Source organism: Psychrobacillus sp. FJAT-21963, assembly GCF_001420585.1.
In the GTDB taxonomy this organism is placed as follows: Bacteria; Bacillota; Bacilli; order Bacillales_A; family Planococcaceae; genus Psychrobacillus.
In genome coordinates this window covers 143,348-166,268 of record NZ_LJIY01000005.1, presented here as the reverse complement: position 1 = coordinate 166,268, position 22,921 = coordinate 143,348, and the positions used below count along the sequence as shown (strand labels likewise).

The following is a 22,921-nucleotide window of genomic DNA, read 5'->3' as shown; positions in this document are numbered from 1 at the left end:
ATATATAGGTTATAGGTGAATGAAATGTTTTCTAAAAGCAACCTCTTTTTAAGTAAACTTAATAGAAGCGAAAAAATTATATTAATTTTTACTGCCATACTGACGACCCTTGCAAGTGAAGTCAAGGTAGTGCCTTTTGAAGAAGAAGCATTTCGTTTTGGACTGGGGAGTGTTGCATTTTTTCTCCTTATTTTAATTTGGACACCAGTGTCCTATTTACGAACCGGTTTGGTTACCGGTATAACAGTAGTGTGTTTTCGTGTGTTGGAAGAATCGATGCTTGATGGCGTTCAAGTTGTAATAAGTTTGAAAAATAACTTTCCTGCATTTTTCTTTTACTTTGTATTTGCGATGGTATTAGACTTGATCAAAATAGAAAAGTATAAATCTTCTCCTCTTATTTTAGGAGCATGGGCAACCTTGTTAGAAGTCATTGGAAACGTATCGGAGCATGTTTTGAGACATGGATTATTGCACCAAGACTTATTAAGTTTCAAGGATTTTGCTTTAATATGTGGAGTAGCTTTATTTCGTAGTTATTTTGTTGTTGGATTATATAGTTCTATTACAGTTTCGGAGCAAAAAAAACAAATGCAAGAAATGCTTGGTGTAGGTTCCGAACTATATGCAGAAACCCTTTATTTACAAAAATCCTTAAATCATATTGAGCAAATAACTGCCTCTAGCCATGACTTATATAGGCGTTTAAAAAAGAAAGAATTACATGAACTTAGTATTCAGGCATTACATATCGCACAAGAAATTCATGAGGTAAAAAAAGATTCTCAGAGGATTTTATCTGGGCTGACTAAAATAACGAAGCAACAAAAAGAAACACCTCTCTTTCTTTCAGATGTAATGGGCTTTGTTATTAGTGCAAATGAAAAATACAGTGAACTATTAAAGAAAAAGATTTCTTTTCAACTATCCATGTCCGTCGATTTTGAAACAGATAAGCAAATTCCTCTATTGGCCGTGTTAAATAATCTGACTGCCAATGCTGTTGAAGCAATTGTTGGTTCGGGTGACATTACGGTTACTCTGTTTGAAGAATCTGAATTCACTTGTTTTGTTATGAAAGATACAGGTAAGGGTATTCTGAAAGAGGACGAGTCCATTATTTTCGAACCTGGATATACGACAAAATATAATGAGCAGGGAGTTGCTGCAACAGGTATTGGCCTGTCTCATGTAAAGGAAATTATTCAACAGTTGAATGGAACCATTCAAATAGAATCACCTCCAATTGGAACCATTTTTCGAATTCATATCCCTACGGAAAACATACGAAAGCGAGTGGAATAAAACTGCGTTATTTTATTGTAGATGATGATAAAGCTAGTAGAACTATGCTTAAAAATATAATAATTGATCATGAACTTGGCATTGTTATAGGTGAGGCAGTTAGTGGAGCGAGTAGCCTCTCAACAATTCTATCCATGCATCCAGATGTTGTGCTAATAGACTTATTAATGCCAGAGTTGGACGGTATTGAAACAATCGAACAGTTGAGAAAGGAAGGATTTCAGGGTCAATTTATTATGATTTCCCAAATAGTAAACAAAGAAATGGTAGGGGAAGCGTATGAAAAAGGAGTAGAATTTTTTATACATAAGCCTATTAATCGTGTGGAAGTACAAAGTATTTTAAAAAAGACAGCAGAACAATTTAAACTAAAAGATTCACTTCTAGCAATTCGACAATCATTAGAAAATATTGCTCCAGGCAAACCGATAAAGAGACAGCAAAATGTAAAAGAAATTGTATTGTCTATGTTAAATGATATAGGGGTAATTGGAGAAACAGGAAGTGATGATATTGTTTCGATAATAGAATATTTAATGGAGCGAGAGGAACTATCTGTTCAATTACCACCATTGAAGGACCTATACGAAATTGTTGCTTCCAAAACACATCCGGCAGATATAAAAAAGGAGAGTAGAGCAATCGAGCAGCGTATTCGTAGAACGATCCTATCTGCTATGAATAATTTAGCTTCTATGGGTTTAATCGATTATACGAACCTCAACTTTGAATATTATGCTCCTCGGTTTTTTGAGTTTCAAGAAATTAGAAATCAAATGAGACATATGAATGAAGAAACTGATGTAGCAACAAGAGTAAAAGTTAATATTAAAAAGTTTCTTCAAGTATTGTATTTAGAAACAAAGGATAAATACAATCAATAAATATATATTACGTTTTGTCGGATTACGTCGGATTTTGTAAGTTACCTTTAATATATTTTAAAAGCTACTCCGAATGAGAGAAAGCGTTTTCAATATAAAAGGGGTGACGGATTCATGAAGAAAAAGTTTAAATTTACTCTGGCATATCAAATTTTAGTCGGATTAATTTTAGGTATAGTTGTTGGAGCCATCTTTTTTGGTAATCCTGCTGTAGAAAAATATTTACAACCAATTGGTACTATTTTTATTAATATGATCAAAATGATTGTTGTACCGATTATTGTTTCTACGTTGATTCTAGGCGTTGCTGGAACAGGTGATATTAAGCAACTAGGGAAGCTTGGCGGAAAAACATTAATATATTTTGAAATAGTTACGACTATTGCAATAGTTGTAGGTTTATTAGCAGCTAATATCTTTAAACCTGGTGTTGGTGTTGATATGTCCACACTATCAAAAGGTAATATCGATCAATATGTACAAACGAGTGAAGAAGTGCAAAGTCATGGATTTGCTGATGTAATTGTAAATGCTGTGCCAAGTAATATCGTTCAATCTATGGCAGATGGTAATATGCTTGCCATTATATTCTTTTCAGTCTTATTCGGTTTAGGAGTAGCTGCTATTGGGGAAAGAGGGAAACCAGTCCTTGCCTTTTTCCAAGGAACTGCAGATGCTATGTTCTGGGTAACTAATTTGATTATGAAATTTGCACCATTTGGTGTATTTGCGTTAATAGGTGTTACTGTTTCTAAATTTGGATTGGAATCTTTATTGCCACTTGGAAAGTTAATGATACTAGTTTACGCTTCTATGCTATTTTTCATTGTTGTTGTACTAGGTGGTATTGCAAAATTAGTTGGTATCAATATCTTCCATCTAATTAAAGTATTAAAAGACGAATTGCTTTTAGCTTATTCTACATCTAGCTCCGAAACTGTTTTGCCGAAAGTAATGGAAAAAATGGAGAAGTTTGGATCACCAAAGGATATTGTTTCCTTTGTAATACCAACAGGATATTCTTTCAACTTAGACGGCTCCACGTTATACCAAGCGATTGCGGCAATTTTTATTGCACAGATGTATGGAATTGATTTGAGTATTATGCAACAAATTACACTCGTTTTAGTATTAATGGTAACATCTAAAGGGATCGCCGGAGTACCAGGAGTTTCCTTCGTCGTACTATTGGCTACTCTAGGAACTGTAGGAATCCCACTAGAAGGACTTGCGTTTATCGCTGGTATTGACCGTCTTCTAGATATGGCTCGCACAGTAGTAAATGTAGTAGGTAATGCATTGGCTACAGTCGTTATGGCTAAATGGGAAGGTCGTTTCGATAAAGAAAAAGAAGAAAAATACTATGCTTCTTTGGAAGAACTAGCATAATAAAAATAAGAGGGCTGTCCTTAAAGTCATAAAAAATGACTTTTAAGGGTAGCCTCTTTCTTCATAGCTTTTATTAAAAAGTGCGATAGATTTCGGTTCCAGACGGATGCTTTCCGCGGGCGAGCGCCGAGCCTTCTCAGGCCAACATGATGTTGGTCATGAAGGCGTTGAGGCCCACAGGGATGTAGGTCATGCAATCGTTGTCGCAGAACGCGGCGAACTTAGATTGCCTTCCATTTGAAGAGGCGGCCTTAGCCTTCCTTCCTCTCTAACGCTACGTGCGGGGTCTCGGACTGTCTATCTTCCCGCAGGAGTCACCGTCTGAAACGAAAATCCATTACTTCATTCAATCAACAATATAATAAAACGGGATAGTATACAAAAAAACCGCCAAATTTCTTATAATGTAAGTGACCAAACCAACAAAAAGAAACGGCGATTTTTTATGTGCAATCCAATGATTACTACTATAAATTGTAAAATGACAATTCCTACCCATGTTCAAACCATATAACAATCATCAAAGTATGGTGATTTTCAACTTACAAGATCTAATCCCTACTCATCATATTGAAAGTAGCAGGCATTCGAACAGCCTCTTATTTTTACAGCCTTCTAGCAGATAAGCAATTGATGAACGAACCAGCTTTTTAGTATTCCTACCAGATAACTTTCCAATTACGGTTAACTGTTGCCTTTATCGTTTTTCGCTCCAGTATATAGTTAGCAAGGATTTCCGACATGTCTATCGGAATATCTTTCACAATGTCTTTGCCCTTAAACATCAAATAGTCTCCACCGCCACCAGCACGATAATTATTCATCACGACATCATATTCATGCTGAAGGTTTAAAGGAGCACCTTTGTAATTCAATGTAGTTACTCTGTTTCCAACTGGGTTACGAATATCTAAAATATACTCTATGCCTTCCCACATATCATAATTATAATGCTGTGGTTTTGGTTGTATGTAATTAGGATTTACTTCAAGCATTCCTTCTCGATTCAAAACAAAATAACGTGCGCTTTGTTCTAATGCCTCTTTTATATCTTGCCCGGACAATCGAAGCACCTTTAATGTATTTGGATACTTGTAATTAGAAATGATGTCACGCATCGTCACATCTGGTTCAAAGCCAGGAGACGAATTGCTAAAAAGAGAAGTATTAGAGATTTCTACTCCAGCTGTTTCCATTTGTACTTTATTAATAAATTCTATTAGAGGATTGTCACTTGTTCTAATAAGAAATGGATCCTTGATTAACATATCGCCTTCTACTTTGCCGATTGGTTGATCCAGCCAATGTTGAGTTTCTTCTTCAAAACGAGAAGCCTTTTTTAAAACCTCTTCATCTGCTTTAACATTATCTACTACTAATAATTCAGAGGATTTATTTATAATCTCGTTCTGATTATTTAGCGTTAGAGTAACTTTACTTATCATTTGCCCGTTATTAGACGGCTGAACAGTTTCTACACCATTTAAATTGCCAGTTAAAGAGCGATGCTGATGCCCTGTTAGGAGGACGTCTATTTCACTAATTTCCTTACATATGGCATATCCCTGATTTTCTCCCGTTAAGTTTTCTGTTGGTTCTCCAGTCTCCAGATCTCGTTCAAATCCTCCATGGTAAGAAACAATTAATACGTCAGGATGCTCTTTTTCACTAATATATGTAACCCATTTTTTTGTTTCTTGGAGACAATCCTTAAAATCCAAACCAGTTATATTATGCTCGTTTTCCCAATTTGGGATGTAATGAGTTGTAACACCTAGAATAGCTATTTTTACAGATTCAATTTCTTTGATGATATAAGGACAGCCAAAATAAGGCTTCCCCGTATTTGTGTCTAAGATATTAGCAGATAGCCAAGGAAACTGGGATTCTTCAACCGCCTGATTTAAGATATCCAACCCATAATTAAACTCATGATTTCCAATAACGGCAGCATCATAGGACAGGTCATTTAAAATGCTGATCATGGGATTTTTTTCATGTTTTAAAAATTGAATATAGTAATATGTTAGCGGAGTTCCTTGAATTAAATCACCATTATCGATCAAAATTAATTGCTCGTTTAATTGTCGCTCCTGTTTTATTATCGTAGCTAATTTCCCTAAGCCAATATTAGCTTGTTCGTTATTTACATAATTAATCGGAAAAATGCTTCCATGTATATCACTAGTTTGCAAGATCGTTATCTTTTTCAACTATCATTTCTCCACTCTCTTATGGTAAGTATATACATTAGATTATATATAAATAGAACCGACTGTCCAATTGGTAGTTTACAATCGCACGGGACTAGTTCTAGGGGTTTTAACCTTCCACATACAAGCTAATGCAAAAAGCATACTTACTGCCGTAGCATTAAATAGTACATCATATCCAAATATATCTATTAATAAGCCTAAAGAAGGTGGTGAAATTATAGCTGCTAATGAAGATACTAAATAATATAATCCGGTTCGAGTACCAAAGTTATGTTCACTTCCGAGAGAGACAATGTAAGGGTATGAATTTATATTTATACATGCCCAAAACATTCCACCAATTAATAGTAGTAAGCGCAAGGTAAAAAGGGATTCCACCCAATTTAATAAAAAGAAGACAAAAAATAAACCGATAACTCCCGTTAAGATTACTTTTTTCTTGCCAAATTTAGCACCTAGAATACCGCTTGGTATAGCAGCCAGTACAAAACTTAATGAAAAAAATGCAAGTGAAAAGGCAGATGAGCTCTTGGATAAATTAAGCTCGTTTACACCATATAAAGTAAATAACGCTTCCATCCCTTGAATTGCTACAAACCAAAAGAATATTGCGGTTAGAAGAAAGATGGTAGGTTTATTTAACTCTGCTTTGTAATCTATCTTTGGATTAGTTGTTATGGTAAAAGGAATAGCATCTCTATTTTCATTAATATTTTTAAAGACAACTACTAGCGCTAATAGAAAGATTGCAGAGACCGCTAAAAATGGTAGGGATTCCTCCACTCCAAAAAGAATAGAGCCTACACTGAAAGCTAAAATTCCGCCAAGTCCTCCCATAAAATTGATAACACCATTTGCTTTCGTGCGTTTAGCCTCAGGAGTAATATCTGGCATTAACGCAATAGTAGGGGAACGGAATATCGCCATGGATATATTCATTCCTACCATAAAAATCACTAATGTGGTCAAACTTGTGTGGAAGGGAATAAGTGCATAAAACAAAGCTGCTAACGGTATACCAATTAATAGATATGGCATCCGTCTACCAAAGCGTGAATGTGTGCGATCACTTTTGTTTCCTATATATGGCTGTAAGAAAAGTGCAAAATAATTATCAATTGTCATGAGAAAACCAATTAATGCAGTACTTGAAAGAAAGTCGTTCAGAAAAAAAGGAACAAACGCATTATATAAAGACCATCCTAAACTAATGCTAAAAAAACCAAACCCTAATAACCACATCTTTTTCATCGCATTCCCCCTCTAAAAAGAAATCATTATCGTAAAAAATATTTCACTTTATATATATGGTTTTGTGGAAGTAAAGAGTCCTGGGTTAATGATATCAATTAATTAAAAATGCACCCTGTAGAACTACAAGGTGCATTAGTAATATTGTATCAACAAAATAACCCTATGAGTTGTTGGATAAATAGTTTTGAGGGTAAAAGTAGAGTAAAACCAATTAGGCAACCAGCCTACTATAAACTCTACCTCCTGAGAGAAGCGAGAATATAGTATAAAAACGAATTATAGGCCGAAGAAAAGGCTATCTGGAAGTTAATAAAATGAAGGGTAAGCTGATTGAATGGTTAATAGTTGCGGGTAGAAAAAATCTTTTAACTATTATGCAATATAATCTTCCTTAGGAATGTCATTAGGAAGCTTTTTGCTATAATATTTACCTTTTGTAAAAATGGCTAAAATCACGGTGAGAATAGCTGCTAGAAGTGCTGCGAAGAATGCCGCAGTACTTTCCAGAAATGATCCCATATAACCTAGTGCGGCTATCGTACCTAAACCACTTGAGATAAGTAAAGATACTACTCCAACAGGATTCCATTTATATAAATATTCGTGTCGAGCCTCGTAATAACCTGGCCCAATTTTTAATAGTTTTTTCACGATCATGGCATCCGTAACTAGAATCGATGCCCAAGCGAGTAAAAAGACTCCTTGGAATGTCATGGCTGTATCTAAATGATCCACAATACCACCTAACATCAAGCCTATTGCACAAATACCTGAGACAACAACCCAAAATCGTCTGCCTGGTGTAAATCTAAATACGTTCTCGAAGAAGTTAGAAAGTGATAGGGAACTACTGTATATATTGGTAACGTTAATTCTAAGCTGAGTTAACATAGTGAATAATACGCCACCTAAACCTAAGAGAAGAACAATATAAACACCTGGATTTGGTTCACCTAAACGAACACCGAACCATATACCAAGACCACCCATAACTCCAAAACAGAAAATTTGTGGAATAAAACCTATTGCTAAAGAACCAATTTTAATATCCTTTGGCTTAAGAAAACGCGCGTAGTCTGAAGAAAGTAAAGCTGTCAGACCCATTATTCCATGCTGCATTCCTATACAAAGTAGTAAAGCTTGGCCACCCACCTGCACTCCTTCTGGCATATACGTCCAAAATGCTCCTTCATAAACCGATGGAGTGAAGAAAGACACTATGATGGCACACAATAAAAAAATACCGAAAATCGGTAAAGACCATTTTTGTAATTTATCTAGTTGTTTAATGCCAAACCAATTTAATGGAATAACAATAGATCCGAAGAAAATGATTAGTGCCCATTCAGGTAGGGCGGGGAAGAAGGTGTGAACTGCGGAAACTAAAATCAGGCCTTCAAAGGCACAGTACATGATAAAGTTTGTTGCATAAATGAATGAGGTTAACGATGCACCTATGTAACCAAAACCTCCGCCTCTTGATAATAAGTTAACGTTCATCCCGGATTTGGCTGATAGATAAGCTATGAACGTTCCGAGTATACCGGCAACGATTATCGCATATATGGAGGATATGATAGCATTTATAGCCCCGAATTGAAGTGCCATAACGCTTCCCATTTGAAAATAAAAAATTGCCGTTGCGATACCAAATGTGATATTGGTAATACTAAACCAACCCATCTTCCTCTGGTCTCGAGGCACTCGATCTAATGAAAAATCATCTTTCATTTCTTCTGACACTTTGTGATCTGCGACTTTGACAGATCCCATAATATCAACTCCTTTTTTGTATTAATTCATAAAACAACTCACTTCCATTTGTTTGATAAATTCGTCTACCACTTCATCCATAACCTATTATAACAGTAATGCCAACGTTTTTTAAAAATAACGATTGAGATTAGTTAGCTAGAGTTTATTATTTCCTTTAGCGTTTGAAAAAATGTATTTACTTTTAAAAGATTATTTTCAATTCAGAAACTTGTTATTACTTCTAGAATGATTGACAGATAGTATTTCTTATTGTAGACTATGGACAATAATTAAATACGACCTCACTTATGTAGTGGGGTAGAGGCGCGATATTTAACAGTCCTTAGTGGAGTTTGAGAAGCCATGATTCTAGGGAGAAGGAAATGTCGCCGAAGTTTGTAATAGTTCTCGGTATTACTTGCTGGGTCTGTAGTGAATAACTACAGGACTGTCCGCTATAAACATCCCGGTTTATAGTGGTGTGCTATCTCATTTGGGAAAAGTAGAGGATTTAGGGCAACTATACATATTGCGACCTGAGTTCATCTCAGGTCTTTTTTTATGTAAGTTGTCCTTTTTTAGTAGTTAAAAACATAATCATATATAAAAGGAGAGAAATAGAATGAAAAACAAACTAATAGTTTTAGTAATGTTCGTGTCTATCATGATGCTTTTAGCAGCATGTGGGTCAAGTAATACAGAAAATACAGAATCATCATCTTCTAAAGGTGACGACAACACTTTTACAGTTGGTATGGAAGCAGGATATGCTCCATTCAACTGGACTCAATTAGATGATTCAAACGGCGGTGTAAAAATTGACGGCAATGCAGAATATGCAGGTGGATACGATGTAGAAATTGCCAAAAAAATTGCTGAAGGATTAGGAAAAGAGTTAGTTATTGTGAAAACAGAATGGGACGGACTAGTTCCATCCTTAGAGTCAGGTAAAATCGATGCAATTATTGCAGGGATGTCACCGACAGCTGAACGTAAAGAAACAATCGACTTCTCTGAAAACTATTACACGTCTAACTTTGTAATGGTAGTTAAAAAAGGTGGACCTTATGAGGGAGCTACTTCTATTCAAGATTTTAGCGGGGCAAAAGTGTCAGGACAATTAAATACTTCACATTATGGCGTAATAGATCAAATTAAAGGTGTAGAAAAACAACCAGCAATGGATAACTTCCCTGCAATGCGTGTAGCACTAGAATCTGGAATGCTAGATGGTTATGTTTCTGAGCGTCCAGAAGGAATTAGTGCTTCATCAGCGAACGAAAACTTTGCGATGGTTGAATTTACCGATGGATTTGTTGCGGATGAAGAAGAAACAGCAGTTGCAGTTGGACTTAAAAAGGGCAGTGACTTAACAAAACAAATTAATGATATATTGGCGGGCATTTCAGAAGAAGATCGTCAAAACATTATGGATACTGCCATTAAAAATCAACCCGCTTCTGAATAAAGATGAAGTGATACCGGCTGCATCTCTTTGCAGTCGGTTTAATTTTTGAGGAGGATAAGTATGAGCATTGAGTATATAATATCAATGGTTACCAATAACTGGCCGATGTTCCTACGTGGAGCAGGGATGACGCTCTTAATCTCTATCATTGGTACAATCTTTGGAGCCATTATTGGTTTGCTGGCAGGAGTTATTCGAACAATCCCTATGCCAGAACGAAAAGCAAAACGAATTTTCTTGAAGATAGTAAATGCAATTCTAACGATGTATATTGAATTTTTCCGTGGTACACCGATGATTGTACAAGCGATGGTTATCTATTATGGGTCTGCTTTAGCTTTTGGTGTGGATATGGACAGAACTGCTGCAGCTATTTTTATCGTATCTATTAATACGGGGGCATACATGGCCGAGATTGTTCGTGGTGGTGTCATTTCCATTGATAAAGGACAATTTGAATCAGCGCAAGCAATCGGTATGAATCATATACAAACGATGCTTCATGTAGTATTACCACAGGTAGTACGAAATATTTTACCAGCTACAGGAAACCAATTTATTATAAATATTAAAGATACGTCAGTACTGAATGTAATAGGTGTTACAGAACTATACTTCCAAACAAAAACCGTTGCGGGAATCAGCTTCAAATATTTTGAGCCGTTTTTTGTTGCGTGTATTTTGTACTTCGTTATGACGTTTACGGTGACAATCATTTTACGTTATGTTGAAAGAAGATTAGATGGTCCTGAAAATTACAGTATGATTGGTCAACCAACACAAGTCACACTACCAAAAAACAATGCGGGATTATAAAAAGGAAGGAGTGGATAATATGGAAAAAGTAATTGAAATACAACATTTAAATAAATCCTTTGGTAACCATGAAGTATTAAGAGATATAGACTTTTCCGTGAGCAAGGGAGAAGTTGTATGCATCATAGGTTCTTCTGGATCTGGTAAATCCACACTTCTCCGTTGCGTAAATCTATTAGAAAAACCAAGCGGTGGTCAGATTATTTATCATGGTGAAAATATATTAGATGATAAACATGATATCCATGCTTACCGAACAAAGCTAGGAATGGTTTTCCAACAATTTAACTTATTTAATAATCATAATGTGTTAAGTAACTGTGTTGTTGGGCAAGTAAAAGTGTTAAAACGGTCTAAAGAAGAAGCAGAGAAAAAAGCACTCAAATATTTGAAAGTGGTTGGTATGGACCAATATGTGAATGCAAAACCAAGTCAATTATCAGGTGGCCAAAAACAACGTGTTGCAATCGCTCGAGCTTTATCGATGGAACCAGATGTTATGCTGTTTGATGAACCAACCTCCGCTCTGGATCCAGAGATGGTGGGAGAAGTTCTGAAAGTAATGAAGGAACTAGCCGAAACAGGGCTTACTATGTTAATCGTAACGCATGAAATGGAATTTGCAAAAGAAGTTTCCGATCGAGTTGTATTTATGGATAAAGGGGTTATTGCAGAAGAAGGAAGCCCTGAACAAATTTTTAATAATCCAACACAAGAACGAACGAGAGAGTTTTTAAAGCGTACATTAAAATAAGAATTGTATATCCTTTTAGGACAATTTTATTATTATACTTGATTATTATTTGGTTTCCCTTCAACATGAGAAGGGAAGCCTTTTTTATTTTCCTTTATTAAATGGCTAATGTTTTAGCTCGTCATAATGTATGGGATTAAAAATAGACACTTATAGAGTGACACATATAGGACTTAGTTAAAACTTAGTGTTGTTAAAGGGTACAGGACTACTCACTGAAAGTTAACGTAAAAAAAATGTATAATTATCATTGCCAATAAAATAGAATGAATAGTTCTTTTAAAAAATGAGGAGGTTGTTAATGTACCTCTTTTTTTGTTGAAAGTAATTTCATACTTTCCTCACAAAGAGTAGCTATACTAGGTTAAAGATATAATAAGGAGGATTATCATGAAAAAAATAATTTTAGTATCATTTATTTTCATGTTTGCTTTTGCAAATTCAGCTTGGGCACATACAGGATTAGAGAGTTCCAATCCTGAGAGTGGGCAAGTTGTAACAGAAGAACTAAATGAGATTTCCCTCATTTTTGAAGGGAAAATAGAACAAAGTAGCACCTTTGAATTAATGAATTCTAATGGTGAGTCAATTCCAGTTGAAAATATTTCAGTAAATGAAAATCAAATGATTGGAACTTTAGCGATACCTTTAGAGACTGATAGTTATGAAATCGCTTGGAATATCGTTGGAGCAGATGGGCATCCAATTGAAGGAACTGTTCCTTTCACTGTAGAAATTGCTGCAGCGGAAACAACAGAGAACGAGGAAGTAGAACAAGCAGAGACTATAGCAGCACCTAATACAGACCAAGTTGAGCAAACAGAAGAAAGTCAATCTTCATCTAGTACAATTCCTATTATTGTTGTCGCATTGATTGTTATCATTGGTGGGGTCTTCTTCTGGTTACGTAGAAAGATATAATAGATGCTTATGACTGTTGTTAGTGAGGTACTATTATACCTTTGTTTCTCCATTTTGATAGGTAGTTTTCTTATTTCTCTTGTTCCAAGTTCTTTTAAACCTGAGATTCTTGTACAAAGAAGGGTTCAAATTATCGCTACTGTTGGAATTGCACTTTTTTCGTTTATTCCTATTTTGCTGCTTGTCTTGCAATTAGATCAGGAAGAAAATTTTGTAGGAACACTTCAAATGGTCTTAAATACATTTGAAATAGGAAAAGCGTGGTTTTTTACATTCATCGTAGCTAATATGTTATTTATATTTCTTCTTTGGTTTGATGATCAAAAGAATCAGTTATATGCATACGGAGGACTTGCTTTCACTTTCCTTTTAATTTTAGGGTTTGGGTGGGCAAGTCATGCAAGCTCTGTGGGGTACATAAAAGGGTTTATCATTCATACAAGTCATTTTACAGCGGTAACGGTTTGGGTGGGTATTCTACTTGTAGTTAGTTGGTTTTCAAAAGGATTTTCAAACTGGTTGAAGTTTTTAAAATGGTTTTCACCAGTAGCAATCGTATGCTTCATTATTACGATCGCTTCGGGAATAGGGTTAATGACGTTCGTAATGGATTTTGCAACGTATACAGATACCTGGATGCTCTCATATGGACAACTTCTGCTTATTAAACATCTATTCATTATTCCATTGATTGTATATGCAGCTATCAATAGCTTATTCGTTAAAAAGAAATTAATAAAATATCCAAACTTCAACCCTAGACCATGGTCAAAAATAGAGAGCCTAATTATTCTACTCATTTTTTCTGTCACTGCAGCACTTAGCAATCAATCACCCCCTAGTGAAAATACATTTAAAAATGAGGGGCCATCTAGACTGTTCAGTTATTTCTATCAAGGTCAAAACCTTCAAGTAATGCATGTAGAACTAGCATTTAATGCTACAGGTTTTTCTCTATTTGTATTATCTATACTTTTAATAGGCTTAACTATTTACGCTTTTCTTAAAAAAGCACCAGCTTTGATAACTTTCTTTTTAAGCATACTATTTGTCTTTTCAAGTTATTTAGCGTTAATTTTGAGTATTACATAAGAAATAGGCTATCCTCTAAGTTTTATTAGAGGGTAGCCTATTCTTTTTGTTACTCTGTAGCTAAATTAGCTTTTTCTTTTCGTCCATGAAGGAGAAAATATGGAGCAATAGTAAGGAGAATGACTGCTCCTAAAATAACATATAGCAAGCTATATCCAGTAAAGGGAATGATAAAACCAAGAACATATGGTCCAAAACCAAGACCTGCATCCAAGAATATAAAAAATGTAGATGTTGCGAGCCCCATCCGGTGGGGTGGGGTAAGTTTCACAGCCACTGCTTGAGTGGTAGACTGCATATTACCAAAACCAAGTCCAATTAGTACACCAGCTAATAAAAAAGTGAAGCTATTGTTTGCTACACTGAGTAGAAGCATACCAACGCCAAAAATTATAAAAGCAGGATACATAATGTAGTTTGCACCTTTAATATCTAGTAGGCGGCCAGTAACTGGTCTAGATATAAGGATTGCTACAGCATAAACGATAAAGAAGAAACTAGCTGTTTCTACTAAGTCAATTTTTATCGCATAAAAATTAATAAAGGATAGAACACTGGAGTAACAAAATGCAACAGTTAGAATAATGAATGCGATGGGTAAAGCATTTGGTTCCACAAAATTGGATAGTTTAAAACCTTTTGCTTCTTCGTTTTTGATAACCTTTTCAGTTGCAGGTACATGTAGGAAGAAGGACGTTAGGAGACTAATCATTCCTAATGCTAGACAGAAACCGAAAATGACTTGGAAACTAGTATGTTGACTCATATAAATTCCGATGAAAGGTCCAATGGCAGTTGCCAGCGTAGAACTCATACTGAAATAACCAATACCTTCGCCTTTTCTAGACATTGGTATAATTTGTGCAACAATTGTTCCGGCTGCTGTACTCGCTATTCCCAAAGTTAAACCATGAAGGAATCGATTGATTAGTAAGAAAGTTAAGCCGAAATTCACATAATATAAAGAGGTTGTTAGTGTAAATAAAGCTAAACCAACAAATAATGTTTTTTTCCGACCAATAACTTCCATAGGACGACCAATGAAAAGTCGACCAATTAAAGTTCCAATGATAAAAATTCCTGTTATTAAACCTGCTTCACTAGTAGAAGCCTCGTATTCATTTACCGCATAAACGGCTATTGTGACCATCAATAAATAAAAAATTAATATTAATAAAAAGTTAATAGACGATACGACAATAAAATCTTTCGTCCATAGTTTGGCTCTTGATTGATTCATTCGTGTTCACCTTTCGTTAAAATATTTTTTCGTATTTCTTCCATCAAACGAATTGAATTAAGTTGATCCGACTCAGAAATTCCCTTTAAAATATGCTGTTCATACTTATCTACTGTTAGTCGAACCTCTTCATATACTTGTTTGCCTAGTAAGGTCAACTGTATTCTTTTTTCGCGTTTATCTTTACTGGGCATTTGTTCTACAATTCTTAGTTCTTCTAAACGGTTAATTGTTCTTGTGACGGTGGGTTTTTCAACATTTTGGTAATTAGAAAGTTCGACAAGTGTAGCGGAAGACTGATTGGATAAGTAATATATGATGGTCCACTGTGCTCGATACAAGCCGTGTTTAGCCAGTTGTAAATTTAAATGATGCTCAAAAGGACGGTACAAAAGTGAAAATTGACGAAAAAATTCACGATACGTAGTCATAATCTAACACTCCTAAAATAAATTAGTTACCCATGATAATAGTTATCTTGAGTAACTAATTTAATATAACAGAGAATTAATGAGTTGAAAAGACCTTTTATAAAATAGCTATGTAAATGTAATTTATTTCTATGTTGCTCCCGCATCTTTAAAATATCCGTTTATTATAATAAATTAACAAAAAAGCTCCTACTTAACCGTAAGAGAACAGTTAAGTAGGAGCTAATTATCATTATTTAGATGGGAGGGCTTCAATTGTAGAGGCAACTTTTGTAATAACTAGTTCACTTCCTAGAAGTGGTGATTCTTGAGAAGTAGATTTTGATTCGGAATTTGGTCGTTTGTGCGATTCTTTGAAGGCATCACTGTTTTTCCAAGCCTCGAAATTCTCAAGGTTTTCCCAATACATATTTACATTTAACTCATCATATTCTGTAAGGTTTTGTGTAATTGTTACTTCTACTTTTACAAAACCCTCCATTTGTTGTAATGCACCTGGTTTAGTGAAATTAGGTGCCATTTTTTCAGCAAAGCCTGGTTTTGTTTTAATTTTGTTTGTGACAATATACATGTAGCCATTACTCCTTTTCGAGTTATTTGATAAAAACAGTATACCATCTTTTATGTGTTTCACCTTGTAGGACGCGCAGCCCAAAAATTTTCCTCTCTAAACAGTAAAACTTAATTGATATTTATCTTAATCTAATCCATTATTAATAATAGACAGTCTTTTCGTAATCCGTAAATAGAGGATACGCAGAAGAAATATATTCTATGAAGGAAGAATTTTGTGAAAGAAGAAAACATTACTCGCATAAATTTAGATGGCAGAGAATTGATTTTGATCGGAACAGCACATGTCTCCAAACAAAGTGCGGAGCAAGTGAAAGAAGTAATAGAAGCAGAGAAACCAGATTCTGTTTGTATTGAGTTAGATGAACAAAGATATCAATCTGTTATGGACGGAAGTAAATGGAAAGAAACGGATATTTTTAAAGTCATTAAAGAAAAGAAAGCGACATTGCTTCTGATGAATCTAGCAATATCATCTTTTCAAAACCGTTTAGCAAAGCAATTTGAGATAAAACCAGGTCAAGAGATGATTCAAGGAATTGAGTCTGCCAAAGAAACTGGTGCTAATCTTGTGCTTGCAGATCGGAACATACAAACTACGTTTTCTCGTATTTGGCATAATCTCGGATGGTCTGGTAAGGCACAGCTGCTCTCCTCCGTATTCTTTAGTATTTTTAGCAGAGAAACAATTTCAGAAGAAGAATTAGAAAAGATGAAATCACAGGATACGCTCAATGCAGTTCTTGCAGAGTTTACAGAATCATTTCCAAAACTTAAGACTCCTTTAATTGATGAAAGGGATCAGTACTTGGCACAAAAAATTAAAGAAGCTCCTGGGGATAAAGTAGTTGCGGTATTAGGTGCGGCTCACGTTCCAGGTATCTCGAAAGAAATTTATAAAGAACATGATTTGGAAAGACTCAATCAAGTACCACCGAAATCGATTGTTCCTAAAATCCTTGGGTGGGTAATACCAGTGCTTTTAATAGCCATAGTTGTTTACACCTTCTTTGCAAATCCAACTGCGGGCTTGGATCAGGCTTTGAGCTGGGTAATATGGACAGGAAGCTTTGCTGCCATCGGTGCTGCAATTGCTTTTGGACATCCGCTTGCTATACTCTCTGCCTTTATTGCAGCTCCAATAACTACATTACATCCCTTAATAGCGTCGGGATGGGTTTCGGGAATAGTTCAGGCTTATTTCCGACGCCCAAATGTAGGGGATTTTGAAAATCTTTCGGAAGATGTTTTTACGATAAAAGGGTTTTGGCGCAATAAGGTTACACGAATTTTACTAGTAGTTGTTTTAACTAATTTAGTAGGATCAATCGGAACTTTTATTGGTGGGGCAGATGTTATTCGGGTATTTTTTAATAATCTATAATGTAAAACCTCCTTTTTTGCTAAATGGCAAGGAAAGGAGGTTTTATTTTTTTGTAATGGGTTAGGAGTGGATATTATTTCATCTTAAATAAAGGAAATAAAAAACCAACTATTCATAGAATAGCTGGTTTGCCACATTATATTTTCTTTTTAGCGTCTGTATTTTCTTCTAATTTAAATTCTTCTGTAACATCGTCAACGATGTCTTTAGTGGAGTTTTTAAATTCTTTTAACGTTTGACCTACTGCTCTTCCTAACTGAGGAAGTTTAGATGGTCCAAAGACGATTAATGCGATGATTAGAATGATTATTAAACCTGGTACGCCGATGTTTGGCATGGATTGTTCCTCCTTATAGTATGTTACATTTATTCCAATGGCGATGTGTATGCAGTAGTAAACTTATCTTTAGTATAACACGCTTAGGAGAAATTAAGCCCTAGACTTCATTTTCTAATGCCTCTTCTTCCAAAGCTCTTTTTGCTAACTGTTTTTTATATGCCCAGCTCGAAACAAGGATACTGATTTCGAATAACAATAATAACGGTACAACGATGATAAAGTCTGAAATGAAGTCCGGAGGTGTAATAGAAACTCCAACTACTACAAGTATAAAGTAAGAAACTTTTCTCATCTTACGTAGTCGATTAGGTGTGATGATTCCCAGCTTTGTTAAAAACAATATAATCACAGGTAGCTCGAAAACAATTCCAACTGGAATAATCAAATTAAACATGAACGTAAAATATTGTTGCATCCCGTATGTTTCTAGGGCTCCAATTGAATCATTAATATTAGACATGAAGTTCAACATCAAAGGAAATAAAATAAAATAACTAAAACTAATCCCAGCTAAAAACAGTAAAAAAGAGACAGGGATAAAGTAAATGGTTCCTTTTGCTTCTTTCTCTAATAGTCCTGGTTTAACGAATAACCAGATTTGGTGCATCGCGATTGGCAACGTTATTAATATAGATAGTATTAGAGCACATTTGACATAAATCATTAAACCATCTGTATATCCAAATACATTCCATTCCACGTGAGCAGCTGTAGGTTGTGACTTAAGAAATGTTAATGTCCTTGGGGCCATCCAAAATCCTAAGGCTAGAGATAGAATAAATGTGACGGCTACAATAATGAGCCTTTTTCGTAATTCTGTTAAATGTTCGACAAGCGTCAATTCTGGTTCGTGTGTCATTAGTGTGTACCACCCCATTTTCTCAAATAAAGTGAGATATTTATATGCTTAGAAAAGCATGTTTACTAAAATATAATAGTTACTACAAGAAACTGTTGTTTTGTATCATCTCACATTATACTCCAACAGTCGAATTTGTAAATAAAAGCACCTTTTATTTTTCAATTAATATAGGAAAAAAGTTTTTATATATACAAACTTTTTCTAAAACAACCAATATAAATTTGAAACTATTTATGTACATTTTAAGAAAAAATGTAGTAAATGATAAGCTCGTTTGAATATATATCCTTATTAAGGATGAATAAAATTGGCTCAGTATCATTTGGAAGATGAAAATATTAAATTAAGTCTTCTTGGTTTTATGTTAGTAGTAGATTTTGCATTGTTTTTTACTTTTAATAATAGCGTTTTTCCACGGTTTGCTTTACTTGGATCTGGTATTGGTCTATCCATTATAGTTCTTTGCTGGACAGGAAAAAAATATACTTATTTTCTTTCACCATTGTGAGTTTGTACAGAAATATTATCAATAGTTTATAATTTGCATTCTACCATTAAGTAAAAATAATATATATCTGACTAATGTTTAACTAAGTAAATAAATTAGTTTTAGGATAATTAGGAGGTTTTATTGTGTTAGTTGGAGCGCTTGGTATTCTCCTTGTATAGAAAGAGAAGGCACAACAAAAGAAGATCCAGCTACTTCAGCAGTTAACTCTTATCTACAAATGTGGGAAGCAGAAAACGTATTTGTAGTCGGAGCATCTATATTTCCTCATAATAGTAACTTTAATCTTACTAGAACAATTGGAGCACTTTCTTACCGTGCTGCAGAAGGAATTCAAACTTATTTAAAACAAGGTGGACTTCTAGTTAAATAATAATCAATAAAACTCCTAAATAGCTTGTTACAGGCAATTTAGGAGTTTATATAATAGGCTATTTGTTTAAAAGGTCACTACGCATTCGATACAGGATTCAGTGTTTGCTTTTTAACTTTTTATAGAATGTACTTTAAAACTTGCAATTTTGAATGAAACATCCCTATTTAGTAACTATCTAGAATGCTCATGCATGCAGTTCTTCTTATTAACCTTGTGCAACTTCCTCGTCTTGGTAGACTGGTACCCATCCTTCAGTTGTTACAAAGATTCGTGCTGCTACTACTTTACGGTCTTCGGCAAGTGTAAAGTAATGTGTGATATTCTCTGGAACTGAGATTAGATCTCCAGGTGATAGATGGACTTCAAAGAAATTTTCATCTTTTCCTTGAATAATAAATACTCCGTGACCGCTAACAATGTAACGAACTTCATCATCTGTATGAAGATGTTTACGTTCAAAGTTTTTTAATAGTTCATCTAAGTTTGGATTAGAGTCAGATAAAGAAATGATATCAGCTGCTTTGTACCCACGACGTTCTGATATATCATCTATTTCTGCTTTAAATGCATTTAAAATTTCTTCTTTTTCTGCATCGCTAAGATCATACTTTTCACGAAGTTGCTCTGGTAATTTTTCTATATCCCAATGCTCATAAATTACTTCTTGTTGCTCTAAAAATGCAGCAACCTCATTTTGTGCTTCAATTGTTTCATTTGTTCCTTGAATTTTAATGATAGCCATCTAAATCTTCCTCTCTTATTTTTATTTTATTTGACGTAAAGTCAACTGATACTGAAATAAAAATTCACAAGCTTCAAGTAACTTCTTTGCTTCGAAACCATCCCTACCCCAAACAGTAATACCGTGATTCCGTATAAGTACAGCTCCTTTATCACCATCTATATATGTCTGAAACTCTTCGGCGAGAAGTGGAATATGGGCATGATTTGGAATGATAGGAATAGAAAGAATTGCATCTTCTTCCCACAAATCGAAAGCTTTAATAAGTTCTTGCCCTTGAAAATCTATTTTTCCCTGATCACCGTATAATTCGGAGATGACGTTATTAGCAACTGTGTGAACATGGAGACTACAGCCCGCAGAAGTTTTAGAATAAATAGCACAGTGCAATAATGTTTCTGCAGACGGCTTTAAAATGGTATCTTCTATTGGCTCTCCATTTATATTTACATGTAAAAAGTCTTCTTTTGTTCGCTTATTCTTATCTTTTCCGCTTGCTGTAACTAAAAACTCTACTGGTTCATCATTCACCTTAATTGCTAAATTTCCACTAGTTCCCATAAACCAATCTCGTTTAGCAAGTTCGTCTTTTATATCTGCTAACTCTTCCCATCTACCACGGAGCGTTATCATGTTTGAACACCTAACCTTGTTTCAATAATAGTCATGACATCTCGAAAATTTTCGAAAGGTTCATATGGAATATTCAATTCCTTGCACTTTTCAATAAGAAAATCCCGTGCTATGACAACATCTGCTAATTTTGCAGCTTCTAAGTCAGTAATAGAATCACCAATTACAACACTTAACGAATCTTTTTCTTGGAGCTTTCGAATAATGGATGGCTTACAGCATCCGCAACCTTTGCTCGTACATAAATCATCGCAGACATGCGGAAAATTGATTTGTATTCTTTCTCCTGAGAAGTCTGCTTCATTACAATAAACCCCCGAAAAAGGACCAAACTTTTCTAGCATTGGATGAACAAAAAAATCAATTCCACCACTAACAATATAGAGAGGGATATCGTGCTTTCTTGTATAAGAAACAAAATCGGCGAATCCTTCTCTAATCTCTGCCTGATCAAGCAAGTAGCTTATAATTTGATCTTTTATAGATACAGGTAACAGAGAGAACATTTGAGCAACACCTTCTCGGATAGATTGCTTTTGCCCTAAAATATTCTCTTTGATCGGCAAGTATGCTGGGGGAGCAAATTTTTTCATAATGGATATAATATTGTCTTGGTTTGTAATGGTCCCATCAAAATCACAATAGATTACTAGCTTACTCATAATGCTTACCCCCATAGTTCCAATGCTGCTTTTAGTTCTGGAAACTGTTTTGCTGCTTCAGCATACGGAATTCCATCAAGGACTGCTGATACGGCCTGCCTAAAGGCAAGTCCTCCTCCTGTAGCGCCAGTAGGATGACCATGCACTCCACCACCTGCATTTATAATGCTGTCTATGCCAAAGTCTTCGATTAACAAAGGAACCAATCCAGGATGAATTCCAGCCGAAGGAACTGGAAAAGTTCGTTTTACTGCACTTTCTTTCGTCAATTCTTCCCCAAGTGATAGTGCAGCTGTTTTCTCCAGTGCGACGCTTCCGTATGGTGAGGGGAATAATGAAAAATCTGCCCCTGCATAACGAGTCAATTTACCAAGTAAAAGTGGTGTTGAAACTCCATAAAATGGGGATGAAGTAAAAGCACCACTATAGGCTGGATGGGCCATGAATGGCAACTGAATATCTTCATCTTCCACAAGTTCTTGAAGTACATCTAGACCATATGCATGAACATTAAATAATAGAGCATCAGCCCCAAGCTCTTTTGCCTTTTTTGCTTTTGATTTTAAATCGGATGTCCGCCCAGATAGGTTAACTGCATAAAGTGTTCGATGTCCAGTTTCCTCATACACCTGACGTAGTACTTCTTTAGCTGTAATAATTCTTTTTTCAAAAGGAGTAAGGGGGTTTTCGAAGAGAATTTCATCATCTTTTACTAAATCTACTCCACCTAGAGCTTGGTTACGTAGCTGTTCAGATAGGTAATTGATATCTCTTCCAATTACTCCTTTAAAAATACTCATCACAAGTGGACGATTATACACTCCTAGCAATTTACGAATACTTTCAATTCCGAATCTAGGTCCTGGGAAATTATCTAAAAGGTCTGATGAGAATTCCAAGTCTAGTAGCTTTACTTCACCGTCAAGCGATAGTTTGCCGAAAACAGTTGTTAATATGGCAGGTAAATCTGCAGAGAAATTAGCACTAGGATAGTTTATTTTAATCTCTGCTTTGATTTCATCTCGTTTTAGCGGATGGTGACTATTTTCAAATTCAGTTATCGATATAACATTTCCTTTATGCTTTTTTAATTGCTCTTGCTCTAGTAACGGCAAATCAGTCCAGGATCCTATAGTTAAACCGAGCGCAATTCCTTCTGCTTTTTTTTCAAAAGTTCCAGGTTTACCGTAAACCTGATAGAGAGTAGTAATTCCACTCATTTATTATCACAATCCTTTATATAACAAATTTCAACTTAGTCAATGTCGCAGCGTCTTGCCCCTTCTAAATATAAAAAACCTCTTCCAAATAAGAAG

At 35.1% G+C, this 22,921-nt stretch carries 22 protein-coding genes, 1 pseudogene and 1 riboswitch; of the genes and pseudogenes, 11 read left to right on the top strand and 12 right to left on the bottom strand.

Annotated elements, in window-relative coordinates:
* Positions 1-24 precede the first annotated feature (24 nt).
* The 3 genes from AN959_RS13240 to AN959_RS13230 all read left to right on the top strand — a co-directional run bounded on the left by AN959_RS13240 (position 25) and on the right by AN959_RS13230 (position 3,578).
* Positions 25-1,305: a sensor histidine kinase gene (locus AN959_RS13240; RefSeq protein ID WP_056831367.1), complete on the top strand. Its 1,281-nt coding sequence runs from the start codon at positions 25-27 to the stop codon at positions 1,303-1,305.
* A gap of 2 nt (positions 1,306-1,307) precedes the next feature.
* The gene (locus AN959_RS13235) at positions 1,308-2,189 is read left to right on the top strand and encodes a response regulator (RefSeq protein WP_056831365.1); all 882 of its coding nucleotides are present in this window, start codon (positions 1,308-1,310) and stop codon (positions 2,187-2,189) included.
* Positions 2,190-2,303: 114 nt separating this feature from the next.
* On the top strand, positions 2,304-3,578 hold the full coding sequence (locus AN959_RS13230) for a cation:dicarboxylate symporter family transporter (protein ID WP_056831363.1): 1,275 nt from the start codon (positions 2,304-2,306) through the stop codon (positions 3,576-3,578).
* A gap of 659 nt (positions 3,579-4,237) precedes the next feature.
* Here AN959_RS13230 and AN959_RS13225 read toward each other — a convergent pair.
* The 3 genes from AN959_RS13225 to AN959_RS13215 form a co-directional block, all read right to left on the bottom strand.
* Entirely contained in the window at positions 4,238-5,791 is a 1,554-nt protein-coding gene (locus tag AN959_RS13225; RefSeq protein ID WP_056831362.1) for a bifunctional UDP-sugar hydrolase/5'-nucleotidase, read from the bottom strand.
* Positions 5,792-5,869: 78 nt separating this feature from the next.
* The gene (locus AN959_RS13220) at positions 5,870-7,045 is read right to left on the bottom strand and encodes an SLC45 family MFS transporter (protein ID WP_056831360.1); all 1,176 of its coding nucleotides are present in this window, start codon (positions 7,043-7,045) and stop codon (positions 5,870-5,872) included.
* 375 nt (positions 7,046-7,420) lie between these two features.
* Positions 7,421-8,821: a cytosine permease gene (locus tag AN959_RS13215; protein ID WP_056831358.1), complete on the bottom strand. Its 1,401-nt coding sequence runs from the start codon at positions 8,819-8,821 to the stop codon at positions 7,421-7,423.
* A gap of 293 nt (positions 8,822-9,114) precedes the next feature.
* Positions 9,115-9,298: riboswitch (Lysine riboswitch) on the top strand.
* Positions 9,299-9,425: 127 nt separating this feature from the next.
* Here AN959_RS13215 and AN959_RS13210 point away from each other — a divergent pair.
* The 5 genes from AN959_RS13210 (at position 9,426) to AN959_RS13190 (ending at position 13,854) form a co-directional block, all read left to right on the top strand.
* Positions 9,426-10,271, top strand: coding sequence for a transporter substrate-binding domain-containing protein (locus tag AN959_RS13210; RefSeq protein ID WP_056831356.1), 846 nt, complete (start codon positions 9,426-9,428; stop codon positions 10,269-10,271).
* Between the two features lie 60 nt (positions 10,272-10,331).
* Entirely contained in the window at positions 10,332-11,087 is a 756-nt protein-coding gene (locus AN959_RS13205) for an amino acid ABC transporter permease (RefSeq protein WP_053591196.1), read from the top strand.
* A 19-nt stretch (positions 11,088-11,106) separates the two neighbouring features.
* Positions 11,107-11,841 (top strand): amino acid ABC transporter ATP-binding protein, encoded by a 735-nt coding sequence (locus tag AN959_RS13200; protein ID WP_053591197.1) that lies wholly within the window; start codon positions 11,107-11,109, stop codon positions 11,839-11,841.
* Between the two features lie 390 nt (positions 11,842-12,231).
* Complete coding sequence (locus tag AN959_RS13195) at positions 12,232-12,762, top strand: copper resistance protein CopC (protein WP_056831354.1); 531 nt, start codon at positions 12,232-12,234, stop codon at positions 12,760-12,762.
* Positions 12,763-12,765: 3 nt separating this feature from the next.
* Complete coding sequence (locus AN959_RS13190; RefSeq protein WP_056831352.1) at positions 12,766-13,854, top strand: copper resistance D family protein; 1,089 nt, start codon at positions 12,766-12,768, stop codon at positions 13,852-13,854.
* Positions 13,855-13,903: 49 nt separating this feature from the next.
* Here the strand turns inward: AN959_RS13190 and AN959_RS13185 are convergent, their stop codons facing one another.
* The 3 genes from AN959_RS13185 to AN959_RS13175 form a co-directional block, all read right to left on the bottom strand.
* On the bottom strand, positions 13,904-15,094 hold the full coding sequence (locus AN959_RS13185; RefSeq protein ID WP_056831350.1) for an MFS transporter: 1,191 nt from the start codon (positions 15,092-15,094) through the stop codon (positions 13,904-13,906).
* On the bottom strand, positions 15,091-15,525 hold the full coding sequence (locus tag AN959_RS13180; RefSeq protein WP_056831347.1) for a MarR family winged helix-turn-helix transcriptional regulator: 435 nt from the start codon (positions 15,523-15,525) through the stop codon (positions 15,091-15,093). Before AN959_RS13180 ends, AN959_RS13185 begins: the two co-directional genes overlap by 4 nt.
* A gap of 232 nt (positions 15,526-15,757) precedes the next feature.
* On the bottom strand, positions 15,758-16,096 hold the full coding sequence (locus AN959_RS13175; protein WP_056831345.1) for a heme oxygenase: 339 nt from the start codon (positions 16,094-16,096) through the stop codon (positions 15,758-15,760).
* Positions 16,097-16,315: 219 nt separating this feature from the next.
* Here AN959_RS13175 and AN959_RS13170 point away from each other — a divergent pair, with 219 nt between their 5' ends.
* Positions 16,316-17,482, top strand: a complete 1,167-nt coding sequence (locus AN959_RS13170; RefSeq protein ID WP_056831344.1) for a TraB/GumN family protein — start codon at positions 16,316-16,318, stop codon at positions 17,480-17,482.
* A gap of 136 nt (positions 17,483-17,618) precedes the next feature.
* On the opposite strand, the gene tatA is transcribed toward AN959_RS13170, so the two are convergent.
* Both tatA and tatC read right to left on the bottom strand, forming a co-directional pair.
* On the bottom strand, positions 17,619-17,819 hold the full coding sequence (gene tatA / locus AN959_RS13165; protein ID WP_053591206.1) for a twin-arginine translocase TatA/TatE family subunit: 201 nt from the start codon (positions 17,817-17,819) through the stop codon (positions 17,619-17,621).
* Positions 17,820-17,919: 100 nt separating this feature from the next.
* A complete protein-coding gene (tatC, locus tag AN959_RS13160; RefSeq protein ID WP_053591207.1) occupies positions 17,920-18,681 on the bottom strand; it encodes a twin-arginine translocase subunit TatC in 762 nt (253 codons plus the stop codon).
* Between the two features lie 310 nt (positions 18,682-18,991).
* On the opposite strand from tatC, the gene AN959_RS13155 reads away from it, so the two are divergent.
* Both AN959_RS13155 and AN959_RS20720 read left to right on the top strand, forming a co-directional pair.
* Complete coding sequence (locus AN959_RS13155) at positions 18,992-19,192, top strand: hypothetical protein (RefSeq protein ID WP_056831343.1); 201 nt, start codon at positions 18,992-18,994, stop codon at positions 19,190-19,192.
* A 184-nt stretch (positions 19,193-19,376) separates the two neighbouring features.
* Positions 19,377-19,565: pseudogene (locus tag AN959_RS20720) on the top strand (GMC oxidoreductase); the annotation flags it as partial.
* A 208-nt stretch (positions 19,566-19,773) separates the two neighbouring features.
* On the opposite strand, the gene AN959_RS13150 reads toward AN959_RS20720, so the two are convergent.
* Genes AN959_RS13150 through mtnW form a run of 4 tightly spaced genes read right to left on the bottom strand, consistent with a single transcriptional unit; the run spans position 19,774 to position 22,825 of the window.
* Positions 19,774-20,310, bottom strand: coding sequence for an acireductone dioxygenase (locus tag AN959_RS13150; protein WP_056831342.1), 537 nt, complete (start codon positions 20,308-20,310; stop codon positions 19,774-19,776).
* A gap of 21 nt (positions 20,311-20,331) precedes the next feature.
* A complete protein-coding gene (locus tag AN959_RS13145) occupies positions 20,332-20,943 on the bottom strand; it encodes a methylthioribulose 1-phosphate dehydratase (RefSeq protein ID WP_053591210.1) in 612 nt (203 codons plus the stop codon).
* Entirely contained in the window at positions 20,940-21,605 is a 666-nt protein-coding gene (locus AN959_RS13140; protein WP_056831341.1) for a 2-hydroxy-3-keto-5-methylthiopentenyl-1-phosphate phosphatase, read from the bottom strand. Before AN959_RS13140 ends, AN959_RS13145 begins: the two co-directional genes overlap by 4 nt.
* Before the next feature lie 5 nt (positions 21,606-21,610).
* Positions 21,611-22,825, bottom strand: a complete 1,215-nt coding sequence (gene mtnW / locus AN959_RS13135) for a 2,3-diketo-5-methylthiopentyl-1-phosphate enolase (RefSeq protein WP_056831339.1) — start codon at positions 22,823-22,825, stop codon at positions 21,611-21,613.
* Positions 22,826-22,921: the final 96 nt, after the last annotated feature.

What these genes read in the sequence shown, in the direction of transcription:
- AN959_RS13240 (WP_056831367.1), top strand. Translation starts at nt 25, where the DNA reads ATGTTTTCTAAAAGCAACCTCTTTTTAAGTAAACTTAATAGAAGCGAA.
- AN959_RS13205 (WP_053591196.1), top strand. Translation starts at nt 10,332, where the DNA reads ATGAGCATTGAGTATATAATATCAATGGTTACCAATAACTGGCCGATG.
- mtnW (WP_056831339.1), bottom strand. Translation starts at nt 22,825, where the DNA reads ATGAGTGGAATTACTACTCTCTATCAGGTTTACGGTAAACCTGGAACT.
- AN959_RS13230 (WP_056831363.1), top strand. Translation starts at nt 2,304, where the DNA reads ATGAAGAAAAAGTTTAAATTTACTCTGGCATATCAAATTTTAGTCGGA.
- AN959_RS13175 (WP_056831345.1), bottom strand. Translation starts at nt 16,096, where the DNA reads ATGTATATTGTCACAAACAAAATTAAAACAAAACCAGGCTTTGCTGAA.
- AN959_RS13140 (WP_056831341.1), bottom strand. Translation starts at nt 21,605, where the DNA reads ATGAGTAAGCTAGTAATCTATTGTGATTTTGATGGGACCATTACAAAC.
- AN959_RS13215 (WP_056831358.1), bottom strand. Translation starts at nt 8,821, where the DNA reads ATGGGATCTGTCAAAGTCGCAGATCACAAAGTGTCAGAAGAAATGAAA.
- AN959_RS13145 (WP_053591210.1), bottom strand. Translation starts at nt 20,943, where the DNA reads ATGATAACGCTCCGTGGTAGATGGGAAGAGTTAGCAGATATAAAAGAC.
- AN959_RS13195 (WP_056831354.1), top strand. Translation starts at nt 12,232, where the DNA reads ATGAAAAAAATAATTTTAGTATCATTTATTTTCATGTTTGCTTTTGCA.
- AN959_RS13150 (WP_056831342.1), bottom strand. Translation starts at nt 20,310, where the DNA reads ATGGCTATCATTAAAATTCAAGGAACAAATGAAACAATTGAAGCACAA.
- tatA (WP_053591206.1), bottom strand. Translation starts at nt 17,819, where the DNA reads ATGCCAAACATCGGCGTACCAGGTTTAATAATCATTCTAATCATCGCA.
- AN959_RS13190 (WP_056831352.1), top strand. Translation starts at nt 12,766, where the DNA reads ATGCTTATGACTGTTGTTAGTGAGGTACTATTATACCTTTGTTTCTCC.
- tatC (WP_053591207.1), bottom strand. Translation starts at nt 18,681, where the DNA reads ATGACACACGAACCAGAATTGACGCTTGTCGAACATTTAACAGAATTA.
- AN959_RS13200 (WP_053591197.1), top strand. Translation starts at nt 11,107, where the DNA reads ATGGAAAAAGTAATTGAAATACAACATTTAAATAAATCCTTTGGTAAC.
- AN959_RS13220 (WP_056831360.1), bottom strand. Translation starts at nt 7,045, where the DNA reads ATGAAAAAGATGTGGTTATTAGGGTTTGGTTTTTTTAGCATTAGTTTA.
- AN959_RS13210 (WP_056831356.1), top strand. Translation starts at nt 9,426, where the DNA reads ATGAAAAACAAACTAATAGTTTTAGTAATGTTCGTGTCTATCATGATG.
- AN959_RS13180 (WP_056831347.1), bottom strand. Translation starts at nt 15,525, where the DNA reads ATGACTACGTATCGTGAATTTTTTCGTCAATTTTCACTTTTGTACCGT.
- AN959_RS13185 (WP_056831350.1), bottom strand. Translation starts at nt 15,094, where the DNA reads ATGAATCAATCAAGAGCCAAACTATGGACGAAAGATTTTATTGTCGTA.